At 70.6% G+C, this 19,630-nt stretch carries 16 protein-coding genes; 15 read left to right on the forward strand and 1 reads right to left on the reverse strand.

Going from position 1 to position 19,630, the window contains the following annotated elements; all coding sequences use genetic code 11:
• Positions 1–793: 793 nt before the first annotated feature.
• Entirely contained in the window at positions 794–3,529 is a 2,736-nt protein-coding gene (ppdK, locus tag ABT023_RS27155) for a pyruvate, phosphate dikinase (protein ID WP_350889324.1), read from the forward strand.
• 112 nt (positions 3,530–3,641) lie between these two features.
• Here ppdK and ABT023_RS27160 read toward each other — a convergent pair whose 3' ends face one another.
• Positions 3,642–4,142: a roadblock/LC7 domain-containing protein gene (locus tag ABT023_RS27160; protein WP_350889326.1), complete on the reverse strand. Its 501-nt coding sequence runs from the start codon at positions 4,140–4,142 to the stop codon at positions 3,642–3,644.
• A gap of 236 nt (positions 4,143–4,378) precedes the next feature.
• Between ABT023_RS27160 and ABT023_RS27165 the strand changes: the two genes are divergently transcribed.
• The 14 genes from ABT023_RS27165 to ABT023_RS27230 all read left to right on the forward strand — a co-directional run.
• Entirely contained in the window at positions 4,379–4,729 is a 351-nt protein-coding gene (locus ABT023_RS27165; protein ID WP_350889327.1) for a VOC family protein, read from the forward strand.
• A gap of 4 nt (positions 4,730–4,733) precedes the next feature.
• Positions 4,734–5,993 carry a deoxyguanosinetriphosphate triphosphohydrolase gene (locus tag ABT023_RS27170; protein WP_350889328.1) on the forward strand — a complete coding sequence of 420 codons (1,260 nt, stop codon included), beginning with the start codon at positions 4,734–4,736 and terminating at the stop codon, positions 5,991–5,993.
• Between the two features lie 99 nt (positions 5,994–6,092).
• Positions 6,093–6,923, forward strand: a complete 831-nt coding sequence (locus ABT023_RS27175; RefSeq protein ID WP_350889330.1) for a siderophore-interacting protein — start codon at positions 6,093–6,095, stop codon at positions 6,921–6,923.
• A 130-nt stretch (positions 6,924–7,053) separates the two neighbouring features.
• Positions 7,054–8,925, forward strand: coding sequence for a DNA primase (gene dnaG, locus ABT023_RS27180; protein WP_350889332.1), 1,872 nt, complete (start codon positions 7,054–7,056; stop codon positions 8,923–8,925).
• Positions 8,925–9,461 (forward strand): hypothetical protein, encoded by a 537-nt coding sequence (locus ABT023_RS27185; protein ID WP_350889333.1) that lies wholly within the window; start codon positions 8,925–8,927, stop codon positions 9,459–9,461. Before dnaG ends, ABT023_RS27185 begins: the two co-directional genes overlap by 1 nt.
• 225 nt (positions 9,462–9,686) lie before the next feature.
• Positions 9,687–10,223, forward strand: a complete 537-nt coding sequence (locus ABT023_RS27190) for a hypothetical protein (protein ID WP_350889334.1) — start codon at positions 9,687–9,689, stop codon at positions 10,221–10,223.
• Between the two features lie 92 nt (positions 10,224–10,315).
• Positions 10,316–11,512, forward strand: coding sequence for a YihY/virulence factor BrkB family protein (locus ABT023_RS27195; protein ID WP_350889336.1), 1,197 nt, complete (start codon positions 10,316–10,318; stop codon positions 11,510–11,512).
• 391 nt (positions 11,513–11,903) lie between these two features.
• The gene (locus ABT023_RS27200) at positions 11,904–13,202 is read left to right on the forward strand and encodes a helix-turn-helix domain-containing protein (protein ID WP_350889338.1); all 1,299 of its coding nucleotides are present in this window, start codon (positions 11,904–11,906) and stop codon (positions 13,200–13,202) included.
• Between the two features lie 265 nt (positions 13,203–13,467).
• Positions 13,468–14,790, forward strand: coding sequence for a methylaspartate mutase (locus tag ABT023_RS27205; RefSeq protein ID WP_350889340.1), 1,323 nt, complete (start codon positions 13,468–13,470; stop codon positions 14,788–14,790).
• A gap of 15 nt (positions 14,791–14,805) precedes the next feature.
• On the forward strand, positions 14,806–15,810 hold the full coding sequence (locus ABT023_RS27210; RefSeq protein WP_350889341.1) for an asparagine synthetase A: 1,005 nt from the start codon (positions 14,806–14,808) through the stop codon (positions 15,808–15,810).
• Between the two features lie 82 nt (positions 15,811–15,892).
• A complete protein-coding gene (locus ABT023_RS27215; RefSeq protein WP_350889343.1) occupies positions 15,893–16,330 on the forward strand; it encodes a cobalamin B12-binding domain-containing protein in 438 nt (145 codons plus the stop codon).
• Between the two features lie 87 nt (positions 16,331–16,417).
• Positions 16,418–17,647: a glutamate synthase-related protein gene (locus ABT023_RS27220; RefSeq protein WP_350889345.1), complete on the forward strand. Its 1,230-nt coding sequence runs from the start codon at positions 16,418–16,420 to the stop codon at positions 17,645–17,647.
• A gap of 264 nt (positions 17,648–17,911) precedes the next feature.
• Complete coding sequence (locus ABT023_RS27225) at positions 17,912–18,109, forward strand: MbtH family protein (RefSeq protein ID WP_350889347.1); 198 nt, start codon at positions 17,912–17,914, stop codon at positions 18,107–18,109.
• 112 nt (positions 18,110–18,221) lie between these two features.
• Positions 18,222–19,630 (forward strand): condensation domain-containing protein (locus ABT023_RS27230; protein WP_350889349.1); only part of this gene is annotated, 1,409 nt, incomplete at its 3' end.

The following is a 19,630-nucleotide window of genomic DNA, read 5'->3' on the forward strand; positions in this document are numbered from 1 at the left end:
CGAGAACACCGGCGGAAAGAACGGTCCTACGGATCAGATCGGTACGCATGAGCGTGCTCCTCTGGTCGGGGGACACGCGACAACACCCGCAAGAATGCGACGTGTGCCGCGAAGGGGGGGATCAGATCAAGGGGACAACCGCGGCGGCCGGGGGACCTGCTCGCGTCGTCCGGGGATGTAACGAACCCGGCCGGCCCCGCATTCCACCCGGGGCCCCGGTTCCGGGGACTGCCCCGGGCCGGTCCCGCCCGGGTGAACCATGTACAACGCCCCCGACCCCCCACCGATTCCACCCCCACAGTGACCCCGGCCACCGGACACCCCACCCCAAACCACCCACCACCCCACCCCATCACCCCGTTGTCAGGTCGGGGCGTGGTTCGTGTCCGTCTGGGCTGTTGGTGGGTCCGGCCGTGATGTCCGGGCGGGCTGGGCGGGAGGCCGGGCACGCCGTGGGGCTCCGTCGGCCAGGGGCGGGCGGCACGGCGTCGACTCCCGGGTGTATTTGCGAGTGATCTGGCAAAGGTGAGGTTCGACAGAACCAGCGTCAAGAGTACGAGAGGAGCGGGAAATTGCGTGATATTGCGCGTGGAAGCGTTCCCAAAAACCGGTACGGACACGCATAGTCGGGATAACTGTGCCGATTGTCACCGAACGGGCCCAGGTCACGCGATGTTCGCTTAACCTTCGCCCACCGATCGGCGACGACATCGGATTGCCGGTGGTCGACCCCGGGGTATTGAGGATCTGAACCTTCGTTAAGTGTCAGTCCCGGCGCACGTGGGAGGCTCTGGTGGCAGCGCAAGAGATGGCCGATCGCAAGTACGTCTACGACTTCTCCGAGGGCAACAAGGAGCTCAAGGAGCTTCTCGGCGGCAAGGGGGCCAACCTCGCCGAGATGACGAACCTCGGCCTGCCCGTACCCCCCGGCTTCACGATCAGCACCGAGGCCTGCAAGGCGTACCTCGCGACCGGCCGGGAGCCGGACGGGCTGGCCGGCCAGATCGAGGCGCACCTGGAATCGCTGGAGCGCGGGATGGGCCGGCGACTCGGCGACCCCGACGACCCGCTGCTGGTCTCCGTCCGCTCCGGCGCCAAGTTCTCCATGCCGGGCATGATGGAGACCGTCCTCAACGTCGGCCTCAACGACCGTAGCGTCGTCGGGCTCAGCGCCCAGGCGGGCGGCGGGGCGGGCCAGACCACCTCCGGCGGCGCGAACCGGTTCGCCTGGGACTCCTACCGCCGGCTGATCCAGATGTTCGGCAAGACCGTGTGCGAGGTGCCGGGCGAGGAGTTCGAGCAGGCCCTCGACGACGTCAAGCGCGCCCGGGGTACGCAGAACGACCTCGATCTGGACGCGGACGACCTGCGCGGGCTCGTCGACGCGTACAAGAAGATCTTCGCCAAGCACACCGGGCGGGAGTTCCCGCAGGAGCCGCGCGAGCAGCTCGACCTGGCTATCCGCGCGGTCTTCGAGTCGTGGAACGCCGAGCGCGCGGTGCTCTACCGTCGCCAGGAGCGCATCCCGGCCGACCTCGGCACCGCGGTCAACGTGGTCGCCATGGTCTTCGGCAACCTCGGCCCGGACTCGGGCACCGGCGTCGCGTTCACCCGCGACCCGGCCAGCGGTGCGCAGGGCATCTACGGCGACTACCTGGCCAACGCCCAGGGCGAGGACGTGGTCGCCGGGATCCGCAACACCGTGCCGTTGCAGGAGCTCGAGCGGCTGGACAAGAAGTCCTACGACGAGCTGCTCGACATCATGGCCCGGCTGGAGGAGCACTACCGGGACCTGTGCGACATCGAGTTCACCATCGAGCGCGGCAAGCTGTGGATGCTCCAGACCCGGGTCGGCAAGCGCACCGCCGCGGCGGCGTTCGTCATCGCCGGGCAGCTCGTCGACGAGGGGCTGATCGACCTGGACGAGGCGCTGCACCGGGTCAACGGCGCGCAGCTCGCCCAGCTCATGTTTCCCCGGTTCCAGCTCGACCACGAGTTCGAGCCCGTGGCCAAGGGCATCGGCGCGTCGCCGGGCGCGGCGTCCGGCAAGGTCGTCTTCACCTCTGCCCGGGCGGTCGAGCTGGCCGGCACGGGGGAGGCGGTGATCCTGGTCCGCCGGGAGACCAACCCCGACGACCTGAACGGCATGATCGCCTCCCAGGGCATCCTCACCTCGCGGGGCGGCAAGACCAGCCACGCCGCCGTGGTGGCCCGGGGGATGGGCAAGACCTGCGTCTCCGGTGCCGACGAGATCGATGTCAACGTGCCGGCGAAGATCTTCACCGTCGGCGGGCACACCGTCGCCGAGGGTGATGTCGTTTCCATCGACGGCACCACCGGCAAGGTGTACCTCGGCGAGGTGCCGGTCATGCCGTCCGAGGTGGTGCAGTACTTCGAGGGCAGCCTCGACCCGGAACACATCGACAACGCGCTGGTCCGGGCCGTACACCGGATCATGACGCACGCCGACGGGCGGCGGCGGCTGGCGGTACGGACGAACGCCGACACCGCCGCGGACGCCGCCCGGGCCCGGCGCTTCGGCGCGCAGGGCATCGGGCTGTGCCGCACCGAGCACATGTTCCTCGGCGACCGGCGGGAGCTGGTCGAGCGGCTGATCCTGGCCCGCACCGACACCGAGCGGCAGGCCGCGCTGGCCGCGCTGCTGCCGTTGCAGCGCGACGACTTCGTGGAGATCTTCCGCGAGATGGACGGGCTGCCGGTCACCGTCCGGCTGATCGACCCGCCGCTGCACGAGTTCCTGCCCCCGCTGGAGCAGCTCGCCGTGGACGTCGCCGTCGCCCAGGAACGCGGCGAGGACGTCGCAAAGGAGGAGGCGCTGCTCGCCGCCGTCCGGCGGATGCACGAGGAGAACCCGATGCTGGGCCTGCGCGGGGTCCGGCTCGGCCTGGTCATCCCCGGCCTGTTCGCCATGCAGGTCCGGGCGATCACGGAGGCCGCGGTCCAGGTCACCCGCGAGGGCCGGGTGGCCTGCCCGGAGATCATGGTCCCGCTGGTCGGCGCGGTCCAGGAGCTGGAGACGGTACGCGCCGAGGCCGAGAAGATCATCGCCGAGGTGGTCGGGGACAGCGGGGTCGAGGTGCTGATCGGCACGATGATCGAGGTGCCCCGGGCGGCGCTGACCGCCGGCCAGATCGCCGAGGCGGCGCAGTTCTTCTCCTTCGGCACCAACGACCTGACCCAGATGGGCTGGGGCTTCTCCCGCGACGACGTCGAGGGCGCGTTCTTCTGGCGCTACCTGGAGTTGGGCATCTTCGGCATCTCTCCGTTCGAGTCGATCGACCGCGACGGCGTCGGCCGGCTGGTGCGGATCGCCGCCGAGGAGGGCCGGGCCGCCCGGCCGGGGCTGAAGCTCGGGGTCTGCGGCGAGCACGGCGGCGACCCGGAGTCGGTCCACTTCTTCCACGAGGTGGGGCTGGACTACGTCTCCTGCTCGCCGTTCCGCGTCCCGGTGGCCCGCCTGGAGGCGGGTCGCGCCGTGGTGGAGAGCGACGGCTCCGACAGCCGCTGACGGTCGGCGTCGACCGACCGGCGTCGTCGGCCGGCGTCGACCGACCGGCGTCGGCCGATCGGCGCCGGTCCCGGTGGGTGAGCCGCACGCACCCCCACCGGGACCGACGGGCTCAGATCGGTGGGCGCCGCCAGCCGGTGACGCGGGACGCGTTGGGGGCCCGGCCGGGCAGCGTCGCCATCGGGGTCCGCACGGCCAGCGGCGCGTGCGGGTCCGGCACCGGGCCGGGGACGACCGCCGTGCGCTGCCGGTCGAAGACGGAACCCGCCCGGTCGGCCACCTCCCGGGCCTCCACGTGCAGCGTCTCCAGGTCGGCGCCGGCTGCGGTGACCAGGGTGAGCAAGGCGTGCCGGCCGGCCGGGTAGGTCACCACGCAACCCCGGGCGGTGCGCACCATCGTTTCCTGGAACTCGCCGTGCCGCACCGTGTCGGCGACCCGGCTGCCGAGGCCGAAGCTGGCCGCCGCCAGGGCCGCCAGGTGGGTGGCGTCGGTCGTCGGCAGGTCGCTGGAGATGAGCAGGCCGTCAGTGCCGGCGAGCACCGTGCCGGCGACCTCCGGCCTGCGTCGGCGCAGCCCCCACAACTCCGTTCCCAGCACCGCGTCAGCGTCCACGAGCGTCACTTCCCGTCGTGCATTCAGATGTGCGGATCTTCGGTAACGTTCTGCTCCGGAAACGCTACCCGCCGCCATGGCGGCCCGCGACCCCCGCGACGGTCGGCGATCGGTCGACAACTCTCGACTGATCGGCTGTTGCAAAACCCTCACCTTGCCCGCTGAGCCGAGCGGGCCGCTCCGGCGTAACCTGAGCGCGCGAGTGTGTCGTATCGCCGGTGGAGAGGGTGGACCGCATGGCCAGCGTCTGGGAAAGTCTGACCGTCGACGCGCGGGATCCGGCCCGGCTCGCCCGCTGGTGGGCCGAGGTCCTGGGCTACCAGGTAATCAACGACCAGCCCGACGAGGTGGAGATCCGGCAGTCCGCCGACCAGGTCCCCGGCATCGTCTTCCTGCCGGTCCCCGACGACCGGCAGTGCAAGAACCGGCTGCACCTCGACCTGCGCCCGGCCGACCAGGAGGCCGAGGTCGAGCGGCTGGTCGACATGGGCGCCCGGCACGTCGACGTCGGCCAGGGCGACGTCGGCTGGACGGTGCTGGCCGACCCGGAGGGCAACGAGTTCTGCGTGCTGCGGCAGCGCGGGTAGCGCAGTGAGCGCTCGGCACCAGGGCGTCCCCGGCGGCGAGTCGGCCGACTCCGCGCGCTGGGTCGCCGAGCCGCCCAAGGACGCCGCGCACGGCCGCTCGCCGTACGAGCGGGACCGGGCCCGGGTGCTGCACTCGGCGGCGTTCCGCCGGCTCGCCGCGAAGACCCAGGTGCACGTCGCCGGCACCGACGATTTCCTGCGTACCCGGCTGACCCACTCGCTGGAGGTGGCGCAGATCGCCCGGGAGATGGGCGCCCGGCTGGGCTGCGACCCCGACGTGGTGGACACCGCCGGGCTGGCGCACGACCTCGGGCACCCGCCGTTCGGGCACAACGGCGAGGCCGAGTTGGACCGGCTCGCCGCGGCCTGCGGCGGCTTCGAGGGCAACGCCCAGACGCTGCGGGTGCTCACCCGGCTGGAGGCCAAGGTGCTCGGCCCCGACGGGCGCTCCGTCGGGCTCAACCTGACCCGGGCGTCGCTCGACGCCACCGGCAAGTACCCCTGGCCGCGTCGCCCGGGCGAGCGCAAGTTCGGGGTGTACGCCGACGACCGGCCGGTCTTCGACTGGCTGCGCGCCGGTGCCCCGGACGGCGGGCGGCGCTGCCTGGAGGCGCAGGTGATGGACTGGGCCGACGACGTGGCGTACTCGGTGCACGACGTCGAGGACGGCATCCACGGCGGGTACATCGCCCTGCGCCCGCTGCTGGCCGACCCCGACGAGCGGGCCGCGCTCTGCGCCGACGTGGCCGCCGCGTACTCGGGGGAGTCCCCGGCCGACCTGGGCGAGGTGCTGGTGGAGCTGCTCGCCGACCCGGTGCTCGCCCCGCTCCTCGGCTACGACGGCAGCCACCGCGCCCAGGCCGCGCTGAAGGCCACCACCAGCGTGCTGACGGGCCGCTTCGTCTCGACCGTGCTGGCCGCCACCGGGGAGCGCCGCGGCCCCGGCCCGCTGCGCCGGTACGCCGCCGACCTGGTGGTGCCGCGCCCGGTCCGGGCGCAGTGCGCGCTGCTCAAGGGGATCGCACTGCGCTATGTGATGCGCCGGCCCGGGTCCCTGTGCCGGTACGAGCGGCAGCGGCAGATCCTCGCCGAACTGGTCGCCGCCCTGACCAACCGGGCGCCGGAGGCGCTCGACGAGGTCTTCGCCCCGTTGTGGCGGGCCGCCCCGGACGACGGCGCGCGGCTGCGCGTGGTGATCGACCAGGTCGCCTCGCTCACCGACCCGGCCGCGCTGGCCTGGCACGAGCGGCTGCTCGCCGACTGAGCCGCCGGGGCGGCCGAGCGACGACAAGACCGGCCGGGTCTGCCGGCGGGATCGAGCGGCCAGTAGGAAGCCCGGGTTACTTAGGCTAGCCTAAGCGCCATGACGGATCGCCCGAACAAGGTCACCACCGCCCGGGTCCTGCGGACCGAGCGGCCCACCCCGCACCTGGTCCGGCTGGTGCTCGGCGGCGAGGAGCTGACCGGCCTGCCGGTGGGCGAGTACACCGACTACTACGTCAAGCTGGTCTTTCCGCCGCCCGGGGTGACCTACCCGGAGCCGGTCGACCTCGCCGCCATCCGCCGGGACCTGCCCCCGCAGCAGTGGCCCCGGCTGCGGGCGTACACCCTGCGGGCCTGGGACCCGGTGGCCGGCGAGCTGACCATCGACATCGTGCACCACGGCGACGTGGGGGTGGGCGGTCCGTGGGCGGCCCGGCTGCGCCCCGGCGACCCGGTGCGGTTCATCGGCCCCGGCGGGGCGTACGCGCCGAGCCCGGACGCCGACTGGCACCTGCTGGTGGGCGACGAGAGCGCCCTGCCGGCGATCGCCGCCGCCCTGGCCCGGCTGCCGCTCGACGCCCCGGCGAAGGTCTTCGTCGAGGTGGCCGACGCCGCCGACGAACAGCCGCTGCCCAGCCCGGGCGCGGTGGAGCTGACCTGGCTGCACCGGGGCGACCGGCCGGTCGGCGAGGCGCTGGTGGCGGCCGTGACGGCGCTGGACTTCCCGCCCGGCGACGTGCACGCCTTCGTACACGGCGAGGCGACCTTCGTCCGCGCGCTGCGCCGGCTGCTGCGCGTCGAGCGCGCCGTGCCCCGGGAGCGCCTGTCGATCTCCGGCTACTGGCGGCGCGGCATGGACGACGAGGGCTGGCGCTCCAGCAAGGCCGACTGGAACCGCCAGCAGGAGGCGGAGGAGGCCACCGCCGCCTGAGCGGGGCCGCCCGTGGCCAGGTCGAACCCGTTCCGGCCCCGGACGGGCGGCGGCACGCGCCACAAGTCGTCCCCCCGACGCCGGATCGCCGCCCCCGGCAGGGCAGGATGTGGGGCCGAGGGGGTGGCGGATGGCTGGGCGGATCCGGGACGAGGACATCGCGCTGGTCCGGGAACGCACCTCGATCGAAGAGGTCATCTCGGACACGGTGACCCTCAAGTCGGCCGGCGGCGGCAACCTCAAGGGGCTCTGCCCGTTCCACGACGAGAAGAGCCCGTCGTTCAACGTCTCGCCCGCCCGCAACGTCTGGTACTGCTTCGGCTGCGGGGCCGGCGGCGACGCGATCAAGTTCCTGATGGACGCCGAGCACCTCAGCTTCGTCGAGTCCGTCGAGCGGCTCGGCGCCCGCGCCGGCATCCAGCTCCGCTACGTCGAGAACGACCAGACCACCCCGCGCGCCCGCCCACAGCAGGGGCAGCGGCAGCGCCTGGTGGCCGCCCACGCCGCCGCCGTCGAGTTCTATCGAGCCCAGCTCGGCACCGCCGGCGCCCGTGCGGCCCGGGAGTTCCTGGCGCAGCGCGGCTTCGACCGGGCCGCCGCCGAGCGGTACGGCTGTGGCTTCGCCCCGGACGCCTGGGACCTGCTCACCAAGCACCTGCGTCAGCAGGGCTTCAGCCACGACGAGCTGGTCACCGCCGGGCTGTCGCGTCCGTCGCGGTCCGGCACGCTGATCGACCGGTTCCGTCGCCGGCTGATGTGGCCGATCCGGGAGATCACCGGCGACGTGATCGGCTTCGGGGCCCGGAAGCTGTTCGACGACGACGACGGCCCGAAGTACCTGAACACCCCCGAGACGCCGATCTACAAGAAGTCGCACGTGCTCTACGGCATCGACCAGGCCAAGCGGGAGATCGCCAAGCAGGGCAAGGTGGTCGTCGTCGAGGGCTACACCGACGTGATGGCCTGCCACCTCGCCGGCGTGCCGACGGCCGTGGCGACCTGCGGCACCGCCTTCGGCTCCGACCACATCGGGGTGCTGCGCCGGCTGCTGCTGGACACCGACGACGTGGCCGGCGAGGTCATCTTCACCTTCGACGGCGACGCCGCCGGGCAGAAGGCTGCGCTGCGCGCCTTCGAGGACGACCAGCGCTTCGTCGGGCGTACCTTCATCGCGGTCAGCCCCGACAACATGGACCCCTGCGACCTGCGCCTGGCCAAGGGCGACCTGGCGGTCCGCGACCTGGTCGCCCGCCGCGAGCCGCTGGTCGACTTCGCGCTCCGCCACCTGATCAACCGGTACGACCTGGACACCGTCGACGGCCGGGTCGAGGCGATGCGCCGGGCCGCCCCCCTGGTGGCGAAGCTCAAGGACCGGGAGAAGCGCCCCGAGTACGTGCGCAAGCTCGCCGGTGACCTCGGCATGGAGATCGAGCCGGTGCAGCGGGCCGTGCTCGCCGCAGCCTCGGGCCAGCCCGCCGGGCAGGCGGCGCCCCCGCAGGCCCGCGGGGCCCGGGGCGGGCCCGCCGTGGACGGCCCGCTGTCGCTGGTCGAGCGGGAGGCGCTGAAGCTCGCCGTCCAGGAGCCGGTGCTGGCCGGCCCGATGTTCGACGCCGTCGAGGCGTCGGAGTACCGCCACCCGCTGCACGTGGCCGTGCGGGAGGCGGTCGCGGCGGCCGGCGGTGCCGCCGGCGCCACCGGCGGGGCCGTCTGGGTCGAGGCCGTCCGCGACGCGTGCGCCGACCTTGCCGCCCAGGCCCTGGTCGGCGAGCTGGCCGTCGAGCCGCTGCGGATCGACGGCGAGCCCGACCCGCGGTACGTCTCGGTGACCATCGCGCGGTTGCAGTGGGGTTCGGTGACCGGCCGGATCAAGGACCTCAAGTCCAAGATCCAGCGGATCAACCCGGTCAGCGACAAGGACGAGTACTTCGCGCTGTTCGGGGAGCTGCTCTCGTTGGAGCAGCACGCCCGGGCGCTGCGCGAGCAGGCTGCGGGAGGGCTCTGATGGGACTGTTCAACCGTAGGCCGAAGCTGCCCCCGGCGGCCCGCCCGCCGCTGGCCGACAACGAGCGGGTGCTCGCCTGGGCCGCGGTCGGCGACGGCGAGGGCGACGGCGTGGTGGTCGCCAGCAACCTCGGGCTCTGGCTCCCGGGGCGGGGCCACCGGCTGGGCTGGCACGACATCCTCAAGGCCGGCTGGTCGGGCCGGGAGCTGACCGTCACGCCCGCCGAGCGGGTCGCCGAGCGGGACGGCTACCTGGTGGTGGCCGACTGCCCGGCCGAGACGTACCTGCTGCTCGACCCGGGGGAGCTGCCGCACCAGGTGCGCACGCGGGTGACCAACTCGGTCGCGTACACCCAGCAGCACCCGGTGCCCGGTGGCGCCGGCCGGATCGCCGCCCGCCGGGCGCCCGGCGTGGACGGCCTGACCTGGACGGTCCGTTACGACCCCGGCACCCCGGCCGACGACGAGCCGGTGATCGCCGAGACCGACCGCCTGGTCGCCACGGCCCGCGCCGCCATCACCCCCACCAACCTCTAGCCCCCACCCCACCCTGCCCGCCCCAGCCGCCGTGTCATGATCGTCTGTCGTTGAGGGAGAATCGGCACGGCGTGTCGTCTCCGCTCTCAGCAGACGATCATGGGGCTGCCTGTCTGCCCTCGCTCGGCCTCACCCGGTTGCCGTGCCGGCAGCCTGAGGAGGCGTCTTTCTGCAGCTCACCGGCCGCACCCTCGTCGACTGACCCCTACCGGAAGCAAATCCCTCGTGCTCACTGTCCCCCGGCGCCAGGCCGGACTCACCGCCCTCTACCTCGGCGTCTTCGCGACGATCTGGTTCAGCGTGCCGGCAGCCGACCAGCCACTGCGAACGCTGCTGATCGTCGCGAGCGTCGCCGCGCTGGGTACGGCGGTGGCCGGTGCCGTGGTGGCCGCGCGCAGCCGCCCCGAGACGGGTGCCGTCGGGGACCGGGCGTCGGACCGCCGGTACCTGCTGATCGTGGTGGCCGAGTTCGTCGCGGCGGGGCTCGGCGCGGCGCTGCTGGCGCTGCTCGGGCGCTCGGCGTACGCCCCGGTGCTGGTCTGTGCCGTCGTCGGCGTCCACTTCTTCCCGCTCACCCCGCTGCTGCGTGACCCCCGGCTGCGGCTGCTCGGCGTCGCGATGTGCCTGGTCGCGCTCGCCGGCCTGGTCACCGGGCTCGCCTCGGCCGTGGCGCCGGGCCTGGTCGTCGGCGTCGGCGCCGGGCTGCTGCTCTGGGCGTACGCGGTGTGGACGCTGGCCACCGCGCCCCGGCCGGCCGGCTGACGCCCCGCCGGAACGTCTGCTCCACCGTCAGCGGTTAGTGGCCTCCTCCGCGGGGCATGTCCGAGTGGACACCGCGACCATGAGGAGGGGCGATGGCCTCCGACGAGACTTCCGTCCGCGCCGGACGTGACCGGGACGGCACCCGCACCGCGGGCGCGGCCCGGCCGGGCGCCGACAGCCGGGTCGACGCCGATCGTCCGGAAACCGGCCGCGACCGGAACCGGCAGGATGCCGACCGGGACAGGCAGGACGCGGATCGGGACCGGCGCGACGCCGACCGCGCCCGGCAGGACCTCGACCGGCGTGGCTCGGTCCGGGACCGGCCGGTCGGTCCGGACGAGGGGCCGGACAGCCCGACGGAGCTGTCGGGCACCGGCTGGCTGGCGACGCTGAAGCGCACCGTGCGGGAGTTCCAGGACGACAGCCTGACCGACTGGGCGGCGGCGTTGACGTACTACGGGGTGCTGTCGATCTTCCCCGGCGTGTTGGTGCTCATCTCGATCCTCGGCCTGCTCGGACCGAGCGCCACGGAGGGGGTCCGGGACACCGTCAACCAGGCGGTGCCGGAGGGCAACATCCGGCAGATCATCTCGGCCGCGATCGACCAGGCGTCCGGTGCCGGCGGGCTGGCCAGCGTCGCCGCCGTCATCGGTCTGCTCGCCGCGTTCTGGTCCGCCTCCGGGTACGTCGCCGCGTTCATGCGCGCCTCCAACAGCATCTACGACGTACCGGAGGGGCGGCCGATCTGGAAGACCCTGCCGATCCGGGTCGGGGTGACCGCCGTGATCGGCGTCCTGCTGCTGGCCAGCGCGGTGATCGTGGTCTTCACCGGCCGGCTCGCCGAGGAGGCGGGCAGCGCCATCGGGATCGGCTCCACCGCCGTGACGGTGTGGAACATCGCCAAGTGGCCGGTGCTGCTGGTGCTGGTCAGCCTGATGTTCGCGATCCTCTACTGGGCGTCGCCGAACGCCCGGCACGGCGGGTTCCGCTGGGTCAGCCCCGGCGGGGTGCTGGCCGTGCTGATCTGGCTGCTGGTCTCCGGGCTGTTCGCCCTGTACGTCGGCAACTTCGGCTCGTACAACAAGACGTACGGGGCGCTGGCCGGTGTGATCATCTTCCTGGTCTGGTTGTGGCTGAGCAACATCGCGATCCTGCTGGGCGCGGAGTTCGACGCGGAGTTGGAGCGCAGCCGGGCGATCGCCGCCGGGCACCCGGCCGAGGTCGAGCCGTACGTCGAGCTGCGCGACGACCGCAAGTTGAGGAAGAAGCGCAACTCCGCCGGCCGCTGACCGCCCGCTCCCACCAGGGCCGTCGCCCGCCGCTCCGGAGCCCGCCGCCCCGTCTCGCCCCGCGAGGCGGGGCGGCTGCGTGAACCCGTCGGCCTGCCCAGATCAACCGGCAGCTTTTGTTCGAATGGACAAAAGTTGGAGCCAGGCTGATCGACACACCACGCACCACGGACGCGGGGGAGGCAGGGACGGGCTGGGCGTCGGCGGCGACCGGCCGGGACAGCGCAAGTGAACTAAGTCACAGGTTTAAGTTCGCCAGGGGCAAGTTATCCCTGGTGAGGGACAGGTTGCAGAGAGTAGGCGTGAGGTGATCTATTGGTCAAATTCTAACTATAGTGGTACCTATGAATGTGACACCGCAAACTCCTAGAGAAACGGGTCACGGGGGCACATGATTATCGACAGTCGTAGGGTTCGACCTGGCGGTCCTGCCGAGACTAACGTCAACGAGGACGGGTCGATAAATGTGGGTATTCTTGTTCGGGCTTATCGTCGAAAGCGAGGCCTGACGCAGCAGCAGTTGGCCGGACTGTCGACCATCAGCGTGCGCGCCATCAGGGACATCGAGTCCGGCCGGGTGTCCGCTCCTCGACTACAGACAATTCGACTGGTCTCGAAAGCCATGCGCCTGGACCGGGTCTCAGCAGAATTGCTTGAGGCGGCCGTGGGTCAGCCGGATGACGTGGCCGCAATTGCACCGCAGGCGCCGCCGATGCTTCCTCTGCATCTCGCGGCGTCCAAGCTGACCGGCCGCGAAAATGAGATGGGGATACTCAAACGGCACATAACCGAACGCCGCGCCCGGTTGGTGACGATCACCGGCGTACCGGGGGTCGGCAAGACACACTTGGCGTTCGAGCTGGCCCGCAGCATCGAGGCGAGCAGCGGGGTCCGGTCGGGATGGTTGTCATCCGGCGCCTTCGACCCCATGCCGCTGTCGGAATCGGTCTCCCCGGAGCTGGGTGTTCCGGCGGACGACGGGACGACGAGCGGGCCCGGAGCGACGGGGGGAGGCTCCGCGGTGCTGGTCGTCGACGACATGCCCGCCACGAGCAAGCAGCGCACGAGCCTGTTGAGGCTGCTGGCCGCCCGGCCGGCCCTGACCGTCGTCGCGACGTCCCCCGAGCCGACGGAACTACCCGGGGAGTTCCTTCTCCCGTTGTCACCGCTGCCCGTTCCCACGACGACGGACGCGGCGGCCCTGGAGTCCAACCCGGCGATGTCGTTGCTCCTGCACGCCATCGAGCAGGTGCGGCCCACCCTTGAGCTGACCCCGTCCAGCGCGGCGGCGTTGGTGGACCTGTGCCGGGGCCTCGACGGGCTGCCCGGCTCCCTGCTGAGGATCGCACCCTCGTGCGCGCTGTTCCCGATCAGCGAGCTGGCGGAGCGGGTCAGGTCCTATCCGCTGTACTGCCCGCTCGGCGGGGAGGATCTCAACAAGCAGATGCGAACGAGCATCAACGCCGCTTTCTGCCAGGCGAACCGAACGGATCAGAGCGCCATTCCGCCCCTCGGTCGTCTCACCGGGGCGTGGTCCGTCGACGAGGCGGCAGAAACCATCGGCATTCCGCGCGACACCATAGCCGCGGCGGTCGAGGGGCTGATGCGCCGCGGGATGCTGCGCACCTCGGCGGAGGGCCCGGTTCCACGCTTCGAAATGCTGAACGTGGTCCGTTACTTCCTCCGCTGAACGTCGCCACGTCCCGGCGCTTGCTCCTGCCTGCGAGCTGCCGCCAATCTGCCGCCGGTACTGCCGACCCGTCTGCGTTCGTACGAATAGAGTCCACACCGCAGGTGCGAGCAGTACCTGGCGCACGACCCGATGACGGCAGCGCCACGCCGAAAACCATCTCGCCGGCAGTCCTCGATGTCGCCGAGCCGGTTTGCGCCGGCTGTTCACACCCATGGCGGGAACGGCGCTGACGGCGACAGGCTGACACCGAGAGGCGACCTTCGTGACGCATGACGTTTCTCCCCGGCCTGAGCCACGCTCTTTCGGCGAGCATGTCAGATCGATATACGGGGCCGACGGTCTTGTCGTGCAGCCGCGGATGGGATTCGGGACCCCGGGGGCCATGCGCGCCGGCCTTGTCGCCACGAAGGAGACACGGGCAAGGACGGTCGGCACCATAACGGTGGACAGCTATACCAGGGTCGGAGACCACGGGGCTGCGTTGCGGGCCCTGGACAGCGGTATGGAGCTGAACGGTTACCCCATTGTCGATCACCCGATTCAGGTGACCAGAAATGTCATCGACGGGGTCCTGTCCCCGGACTTCCCCATTCAGGTCAGGCACGGTTCCGCGCGTCCGGGCGCCATAACACGGGCGCTGCTCAGGGCGGGCCTGAACGCCACCGAAGGCGGTCCGGTCTCGTACTGCCTCCCGTACGGCAGGGTTCCGCTGCAGGAGTCCATCGTGAACTGGTCCGAGGCGAGTGCGCAGTTGGCCGCCGAGAGCGGCGGGCTCGCACACCTCGAGACCTTCGGCGGGTGTCTCCTCGGGCAGTTGTGCCCGCCCAGCCTCCTCGTGGCCGTCAGCGTCCTCGAAGCACGCTTCTTCGCGCTGCACGGGATCAAGAGCCTGTCACTGAGCTACGCCCAGCAGACGAACTTCGACCAGGACGTCGAAGCCGTCGTCGCGATGCGGCAGCTGGCCGGGGAATTCGTGCCCGCCCAGGACGTGCACTACGTCATCTACGCCTACATGGGGGTGTATCCCCGAACGAGAACGGGCGCTCTCCAACTCCTGAGACAAGCCGCCCGGCTCGCCGTACACACGGACTCGGAGCGGCTCATCGTGAAGACCGCCGCCGAGGCGCACAGAATTCCCACCATCGCCGAGAACGTCGAGGCGCTCGAGGTCTCCTCTATGGCCGCCCGGCTGTACGGCCAGGAGCGCAAGGGCGACGTGCGGCAGCCCCTGGCGGACCTCGAAAACCCGACCTACCGTGAGGCCCGCAGGCTCATCGAGGCGGTTCTCGGGCTGTCGTCCGACCTCAACCGCTCACTCAGCGAGTCCTTTCGTCTTGGCTATCTCGACGTGCCGTTCTGCCTGCACCCGGACAACGCCGGTCAGAGCCGCAGCTACATAGACGACGAGGGCCGCCTCCAGTGGTCCTCGGTAGGCGGTATGCCCATCTCCCCGGCGGTGAGAGGCACATCCGGAAGGCCGGCGCCGCTCACGTCCCGCGGCCTGCTCGCCGCCCTCAACTTCGCCCGGGACAACTTCGACCGCCCGGCGCTGACATCGCAGCAGTCCGCCATCCGCGAAGACTGAGTAGGAAGGACATCCATGTATCTCCCTGATCGACCAGCCGCGCCAGTGTCACTGCCGGCTCCCTGGGAGCACCTGGCTCGGCGACGGACAAGGGCTGTGATGAGGGTCCAGGGCGGGGTGCTCACCGCAACCCGCCGCCTTCTCGCGCAGGAAGGGTTCGTCGAGATCCTTCCGCCGATCATCGGCCCGGTCACCGACCCGGGGATCAGGGGGTCGAAGCAGATCGACGTCGACTACTACGGCCACCGATACCGCCTCATGACGAGCGCCATCCTCTACAAGCAGGCGGCCCTCCTGTCCCACGACAAGATCTTCTGCGTGGCCTCCAACGTGCGGCTCGAGCCGCCGGAGACGGCGTCGACCCAGCGCCATCTGGCCGAGTTCCACCAGATCGACGTCGAGATGGCCGGCGCCTCACGCGCCGAGGCGATGGAACTGGCGGAGCGGGTGGTCGTCAACGCGACCGAACATGTGGTCGGCACCATGCTCGTCGACCTCGAAGAACTCGGGCGCGACGTGGCCGGGCTCGCGGCGATGTCCACCGAGTCGTTCACTCACGTGTCCCACGCCGAGGCGGTGAAGATGCTGCACAACGAGGGGTACCGCCAGGCGGAGACCTCGGAGCTGTCCTGGGAGGGCGAGGCGGCGCTTTCGGCGATCATCGGGAAGCCGTTCTTCGTGACCGACTACCCCAAGGGATCGCGCGGCTTCTACGACAGGGAGAGCCGGGAGAGCCCGGGCGTGCTGCGCAACTTCGACCTCATCGCCGGTGAGGGGTACGGCGAACTGGCGAGCGGGGGCGAGCGGGAGGCCGACTACGCCAGGATCGTCATGAGGATGCGGGAAACCGCGGAGAACCCCTCGAAGTACGGCTGGTATCTCGAAATGATGAGGCGTGGCGTGCCCGCGAGCGCCGGTTTCGGTATCGGGCTCGAAAGGCTCGTCCGGTACATCTGCGGGCTGGAGTCCACCTGGGAGGCCAGTGCCTTCCCCAAGCTTCCGGGAATTGTCTCTCCGTGACGGACCGCTGACGACTGGGAGTGCGAACGTGGAAACGCTTGCCCGAAGGGGCGTGCCCGGTGTGGACCGGCACCGCCCCAAGGTGTTGCTCACCACCCTGCAATCCGACTCGCACACGTGGAACCTGGTGTTCCTGCAACTCCACCTCGAAGGCCTGGGGTACGAGGTCGTGAACCTGGGTCCGTGCGTGCCGGACGAACTGATCGTGCAGGAGTGCCGGCGCGAGTCGCCCGACCTCATCGTGATCAGCACGGTGAACGGCCACGGCGCCTCCGACGGGATGCGGGTCATCCGGGAGATACGTCGAGTAGACGAGTTGGCCGACACGGTGACCGTGATCGGCGGAAAGTTGGGCACCCAGGGTCAACAACCCCTGCGCGTGCTCGAAGAACTGGCCGACAGTGGCTTCGACGCGGTGTTCGACGACTCGATTCCGGTGGAGGAGTTCGATGGATTCGTGCGGATGGCCCTTGACGGTCGTAGGGCTCTGGTCGGTAGCGACGGAGCCGGGCCGGGCTGACCGCATGCCGTGTCCCGCCGACCTGCCGCGGGTGGTTCGCCGCCGCGCCGCCGCGTCGCCCGACACCGACCGGAGGGACTCGGACTGATGCACTCCTTCGGATTCCCCGAGGCCGCGGTACGAGAGCGGGCCCGGCTCGGTTCGCAGGCGGCCTTCCCGCCGCCTGGCGACTACGGACGCACGGTCCACGGCGCCGTCGCCACGAGCGCGGACACGGACGTCCTCGACAGGACGCGCATCACGCCTCCGCTGTTCGTGCCGGAGCGGATGGCGAAGCTGGTGGAGCTCGGCCGCGAGCCTCTGCACACCGACGTGGAACTGACCACCGACATCGGCGGCTTCCGGGCCCCGCTGCCGGTCTACGTCTCGGCGTTCGGCTCCACGCAGGTGACCAGCGGCGACGTGGGGTTGGCTGTCGCGCGGCAGGCGGGCCGTCTCGGACTGCCCATGGTGATAGGCGAGAACATCGTTCCGATGAACGGCGGCTACGGCCGCCTCGATCCCGAGACGGAGAGCCTGCTGCTGAGGCGCATCCGGGCCTACTGCGAACAGGTCCCGGACGGTGTGGGCGGCGTCGTCGTACAGCAGAGCACCGAGGACGCCGACGCCGAGGTGTGGAACACCATCTACAGCGACCCGGCCGGGAGCGCGCTCGCCGCCTCCGGACGGCTCGGCTTCGAGCTGAAACTGGGCCAGGGGGCCAAACCCGGGCTCGGCGGAATCACGATGATCAACAAGGATGTCGCCGCGCGGGTGAACGGCATCTACCACGTCGCGGACCCGTCGGACGGTGCGGAGCAGAGCTACCGCTTCAGCAGCCCGGGCAGCTTCACCAACGAGATCCTGCACATGCAGGTCAGGCTCATGCGCAACAACTTCCCACGCGCCCGGGCGTGGGTGAAGCTGCATCCGGGGCGCGATGTCGCGGAGGCCTCCCGCGTCGCATGGGACGCCGGCGCTGACGCCGTCACCGTGGACGGGGCGGAAGCCGGCTCCGGCTGGGCCCCCAGGGTCTTTCTGGACCAGGTCGGCCTCCCCCTCGGGGAGTGCCTGAGCCGCATCGGCCAGCCCCAGGGGTGCCTGCTCGTCAGCAGCCGCATGTGGGAGGGCGCCCGGCTCGTGAAGTGCGTTGCCCTCGGGGCGCGCGCCGTGGGACTGGGACGGGCCGCCCTCATCGCGGTCGACGAGAATCCACTCGACGGGCTCGAGCGCCTGGTCGAGTGTCTCGATCTCGAGGTTCGGATGCTCATAAGCGCGCTCGGAAAGTACGAGGTCCGAAGCGTCGGTCTTCAGGACGTCTGGTTGGGAACCGGCTGACGTAGTCCGCATTGGCGTCCTGCGTCACGGCGGTTCTGAACGCGCGTATGCCGCCGCGACCGGAATGTCGTCACGACCGTGATGCTGCCGCGATCGAGACGTCATCATGACCATGGTGCCGCACGACCGAGATGCCGCCGTGGCCTGAAACTGCCGGTCGACTGCCGTCGTTCCGCCGCTCTGGCTGCCGCAGCAGCGGCTCTCACCCGCCTAGACTCGATTTCCTCCCGCGTGTTTCTCGTATTTCTGAAGGGATCGCTCTCGATGCGGAACCCGTTCGACGACGAAGACTCGACTTTCCTTGTCCTGGTCAACGACCGGAACGAGCACTCCCTCTGGCCGAGCAAGATCCCGGTTCCTGATGGATGGCGGGTGGTGCTCGAAGAGTCCGACAGGGCGACCGCAGTGACGTACGTCGAGGAGAACTGGCGCGACCTGGATTCTGTTGCGCTTCAGGGTTGACCACTGCGGTAAACAGCCCACCAGCCCGATCCGCGCGGCCCGTCGGTAATCAGCAGCCGCCCTCCTGGACTAGCTGAGGACTGCGGGCAAGCGTGCCGTTCCCAGCCTTGGAGTGAACACCGTGGCGCCGTCTGTCATCGAAGATGTCATGCCGCTTTCCCCTCTGCAGGAAGGCATGCTGTTCCACGCGCAGTACGACCGTGAGGAGAAAGAGCTCTACATCGCGCAGTTCGTTGTCGACTTCACCGGACGACTGGACACCGCGGCACTCCAGGATGCGGCCAGGCACATGTTGACCCGCCATGCGAATCTGCGCGCCGTCTTCCGCTACCGGAACTCAGGCGAACCGATCCAGGTGGTGCGCCGCAACGCCCCCTTCGAGTGGGTGGAGGAGATGGTCGACCCCGCCGTGGGGTCCTCCGAGGCAGCAGCCCGGGCCGACCTCCTGGTCGAGGAGGACTGGCAGCGGGGCGTCGACATCGGCAGCCCCGTACTGATCCGCTTCCTGCTGATCGGGGTCGGACCCGAACAGTGGCGGCTGGTCATCACGCATCACCACCTCCTGCTGGATGGGTGGTCGATGGCGGTCTTCCTGCGTGAACTCTTCGACGCCTACGCCCGGGGAGCGGCGGCGCTCGAACCGGTCGTGCCGTACCGCGACTACATCCGGTGGCTCGCCAACTGGGACAAGTCGGCCGCCCAGCGGCTGTGGCGTCAGGTCCTCGACGGCTTCACCACGCCCTCGCTCGTCGCCGAGACGGAGGTCAGCACCTCCACCCGAACCCGGCTGAGCGTGCCGGAGGACGTCTCGTGCGTCCTCGACGAATCACTGAGCACGGCCATCATGGCCAGCGCCCGCGCCTGCGGAGTCACGGCCAACACTGCCTTCCAGGCGGCCTGGGCCATCGTCATCAGCCAGATTCTCGGTCGTGACGACGTCGCCTTCGGTTCCACGGTGTCCGGTCGCCCGACGGAACTGCCCGAAGCGGACCGCATGATCGGCCTGTTCATCAACACCGTCCCGGTCCGGGTCACCGTCGATCCGGACGCCACGCTCCGGGAACTGCTCGGCGAGGTGCAGGGCCAACGCCTCGACCTCGCCGAGCACGACCACCTCGGCCTGGTCGAGATGCAGCGGATCGCGGGGCTCGGCGGTCAGCTGTTCGACACGAACATCGTGTTCGACAACTTCCCCGCGAACGACTTCCTCGTCAACCCGGGCACCTCCTCGCTCCTGATCAGGGACGTGCGCTTCAAGGACACGTCGCACTACCCCATCTCGCTCGTGGTGGAACCGCGCCGGCAGATCGAGCTGCGCCTCCACTACCGCCCGGACCTCTTCGACGAGCCGGCCATGTCGAGGCTGCTCGCTCGGTTGGTTCGGGTGTTGGGGGCGTTGGCGGCTGATCCGGGTGTTCGGGTGGGTTCGGTGGATTTGTTGGGTGAGGGGGAGCGGCATCGGTTGTTGGTGTCGTGGAATGAGACGGCGCGGGAGTTTCCTGCGTTGGCTGTGCATGAGTT

The sequence above is a fragment of the Micromonospora sp. NPDC002296 genome (assembly GCF_040296145.1).
GTDB lineage: Bacteria > Actinomycetota > Actinomycetes > Mycobacteriales > Micromonosporaceae > Micromonospora.

Excerpts from the sequence above, each read along its gene's own strand:
- ABT023_RS27165 (WP_350889327.1), top strand. The coding sequence starts at position 4,379 with ATGGCCAGCGTCTGGGAAAGTCTGACCGTCGACGCGCGGGATCCGGCC.
- ABT023_RS27175 (WP_350889330.1), top strand. The coding sequence starts at position 6,093 with ATGACGGATCGCCCGAACAAGGTCACCACCGCCCGGGTCCTGCGGACC.
- dnaG (WP_350889332.1), top strand. The coding sequence starts at position 7,054 with ATGGCTGGGCGGATCCGGGACGAGGACATCGCGCTGGTCCGGGAACGC.
- ABT023_RS27185 (WP_350889333.1), top strand. The coding sequence starts at position 8,925 with ATGGGACTGTTCAACCGTAGGCCGAAGCTGCCCCCGGCGGCCCGCCCG.
- ABT023_RS27195 (WP_350889336.1), top strand. The coding sequence starts at position 10,316 with ATGGCCTCCGACGAGACTTCCGTCCGCGCCGGACGTGACCGGGACGGC.
- ABT023_RS27200 (WP_350889338.1), top strand. The coding sequence starts at position 11,904 with ATGATTATCGACAGTCGTAGGGTTCGACCTGGCGGTCCTGCCGAGACT.
- ABT023_RS27210 (WP_350889341.1), top strand. The coding sequence starts at position 14,806 with ATGTATCTCCCTGATCGACCAGCCGCGCCAGTGTCACTGCCGGCTCCC.
- ABT023_RS27220 (WP_350889345.1), top strand. The coding sequence starts at position 16,418 with ATGCACTCCTTCGGATTCCCCGAGGCCGCGGTACGAGAGCGGGCCCGG.
- ABT023_RS27225 (WP_350889347.1), top strand. The coding sequence starts at position 17,912 with ATGCGGAACCCGTTCGACGACGAAGACTCGACTTTCCTTGTCCTGGTC.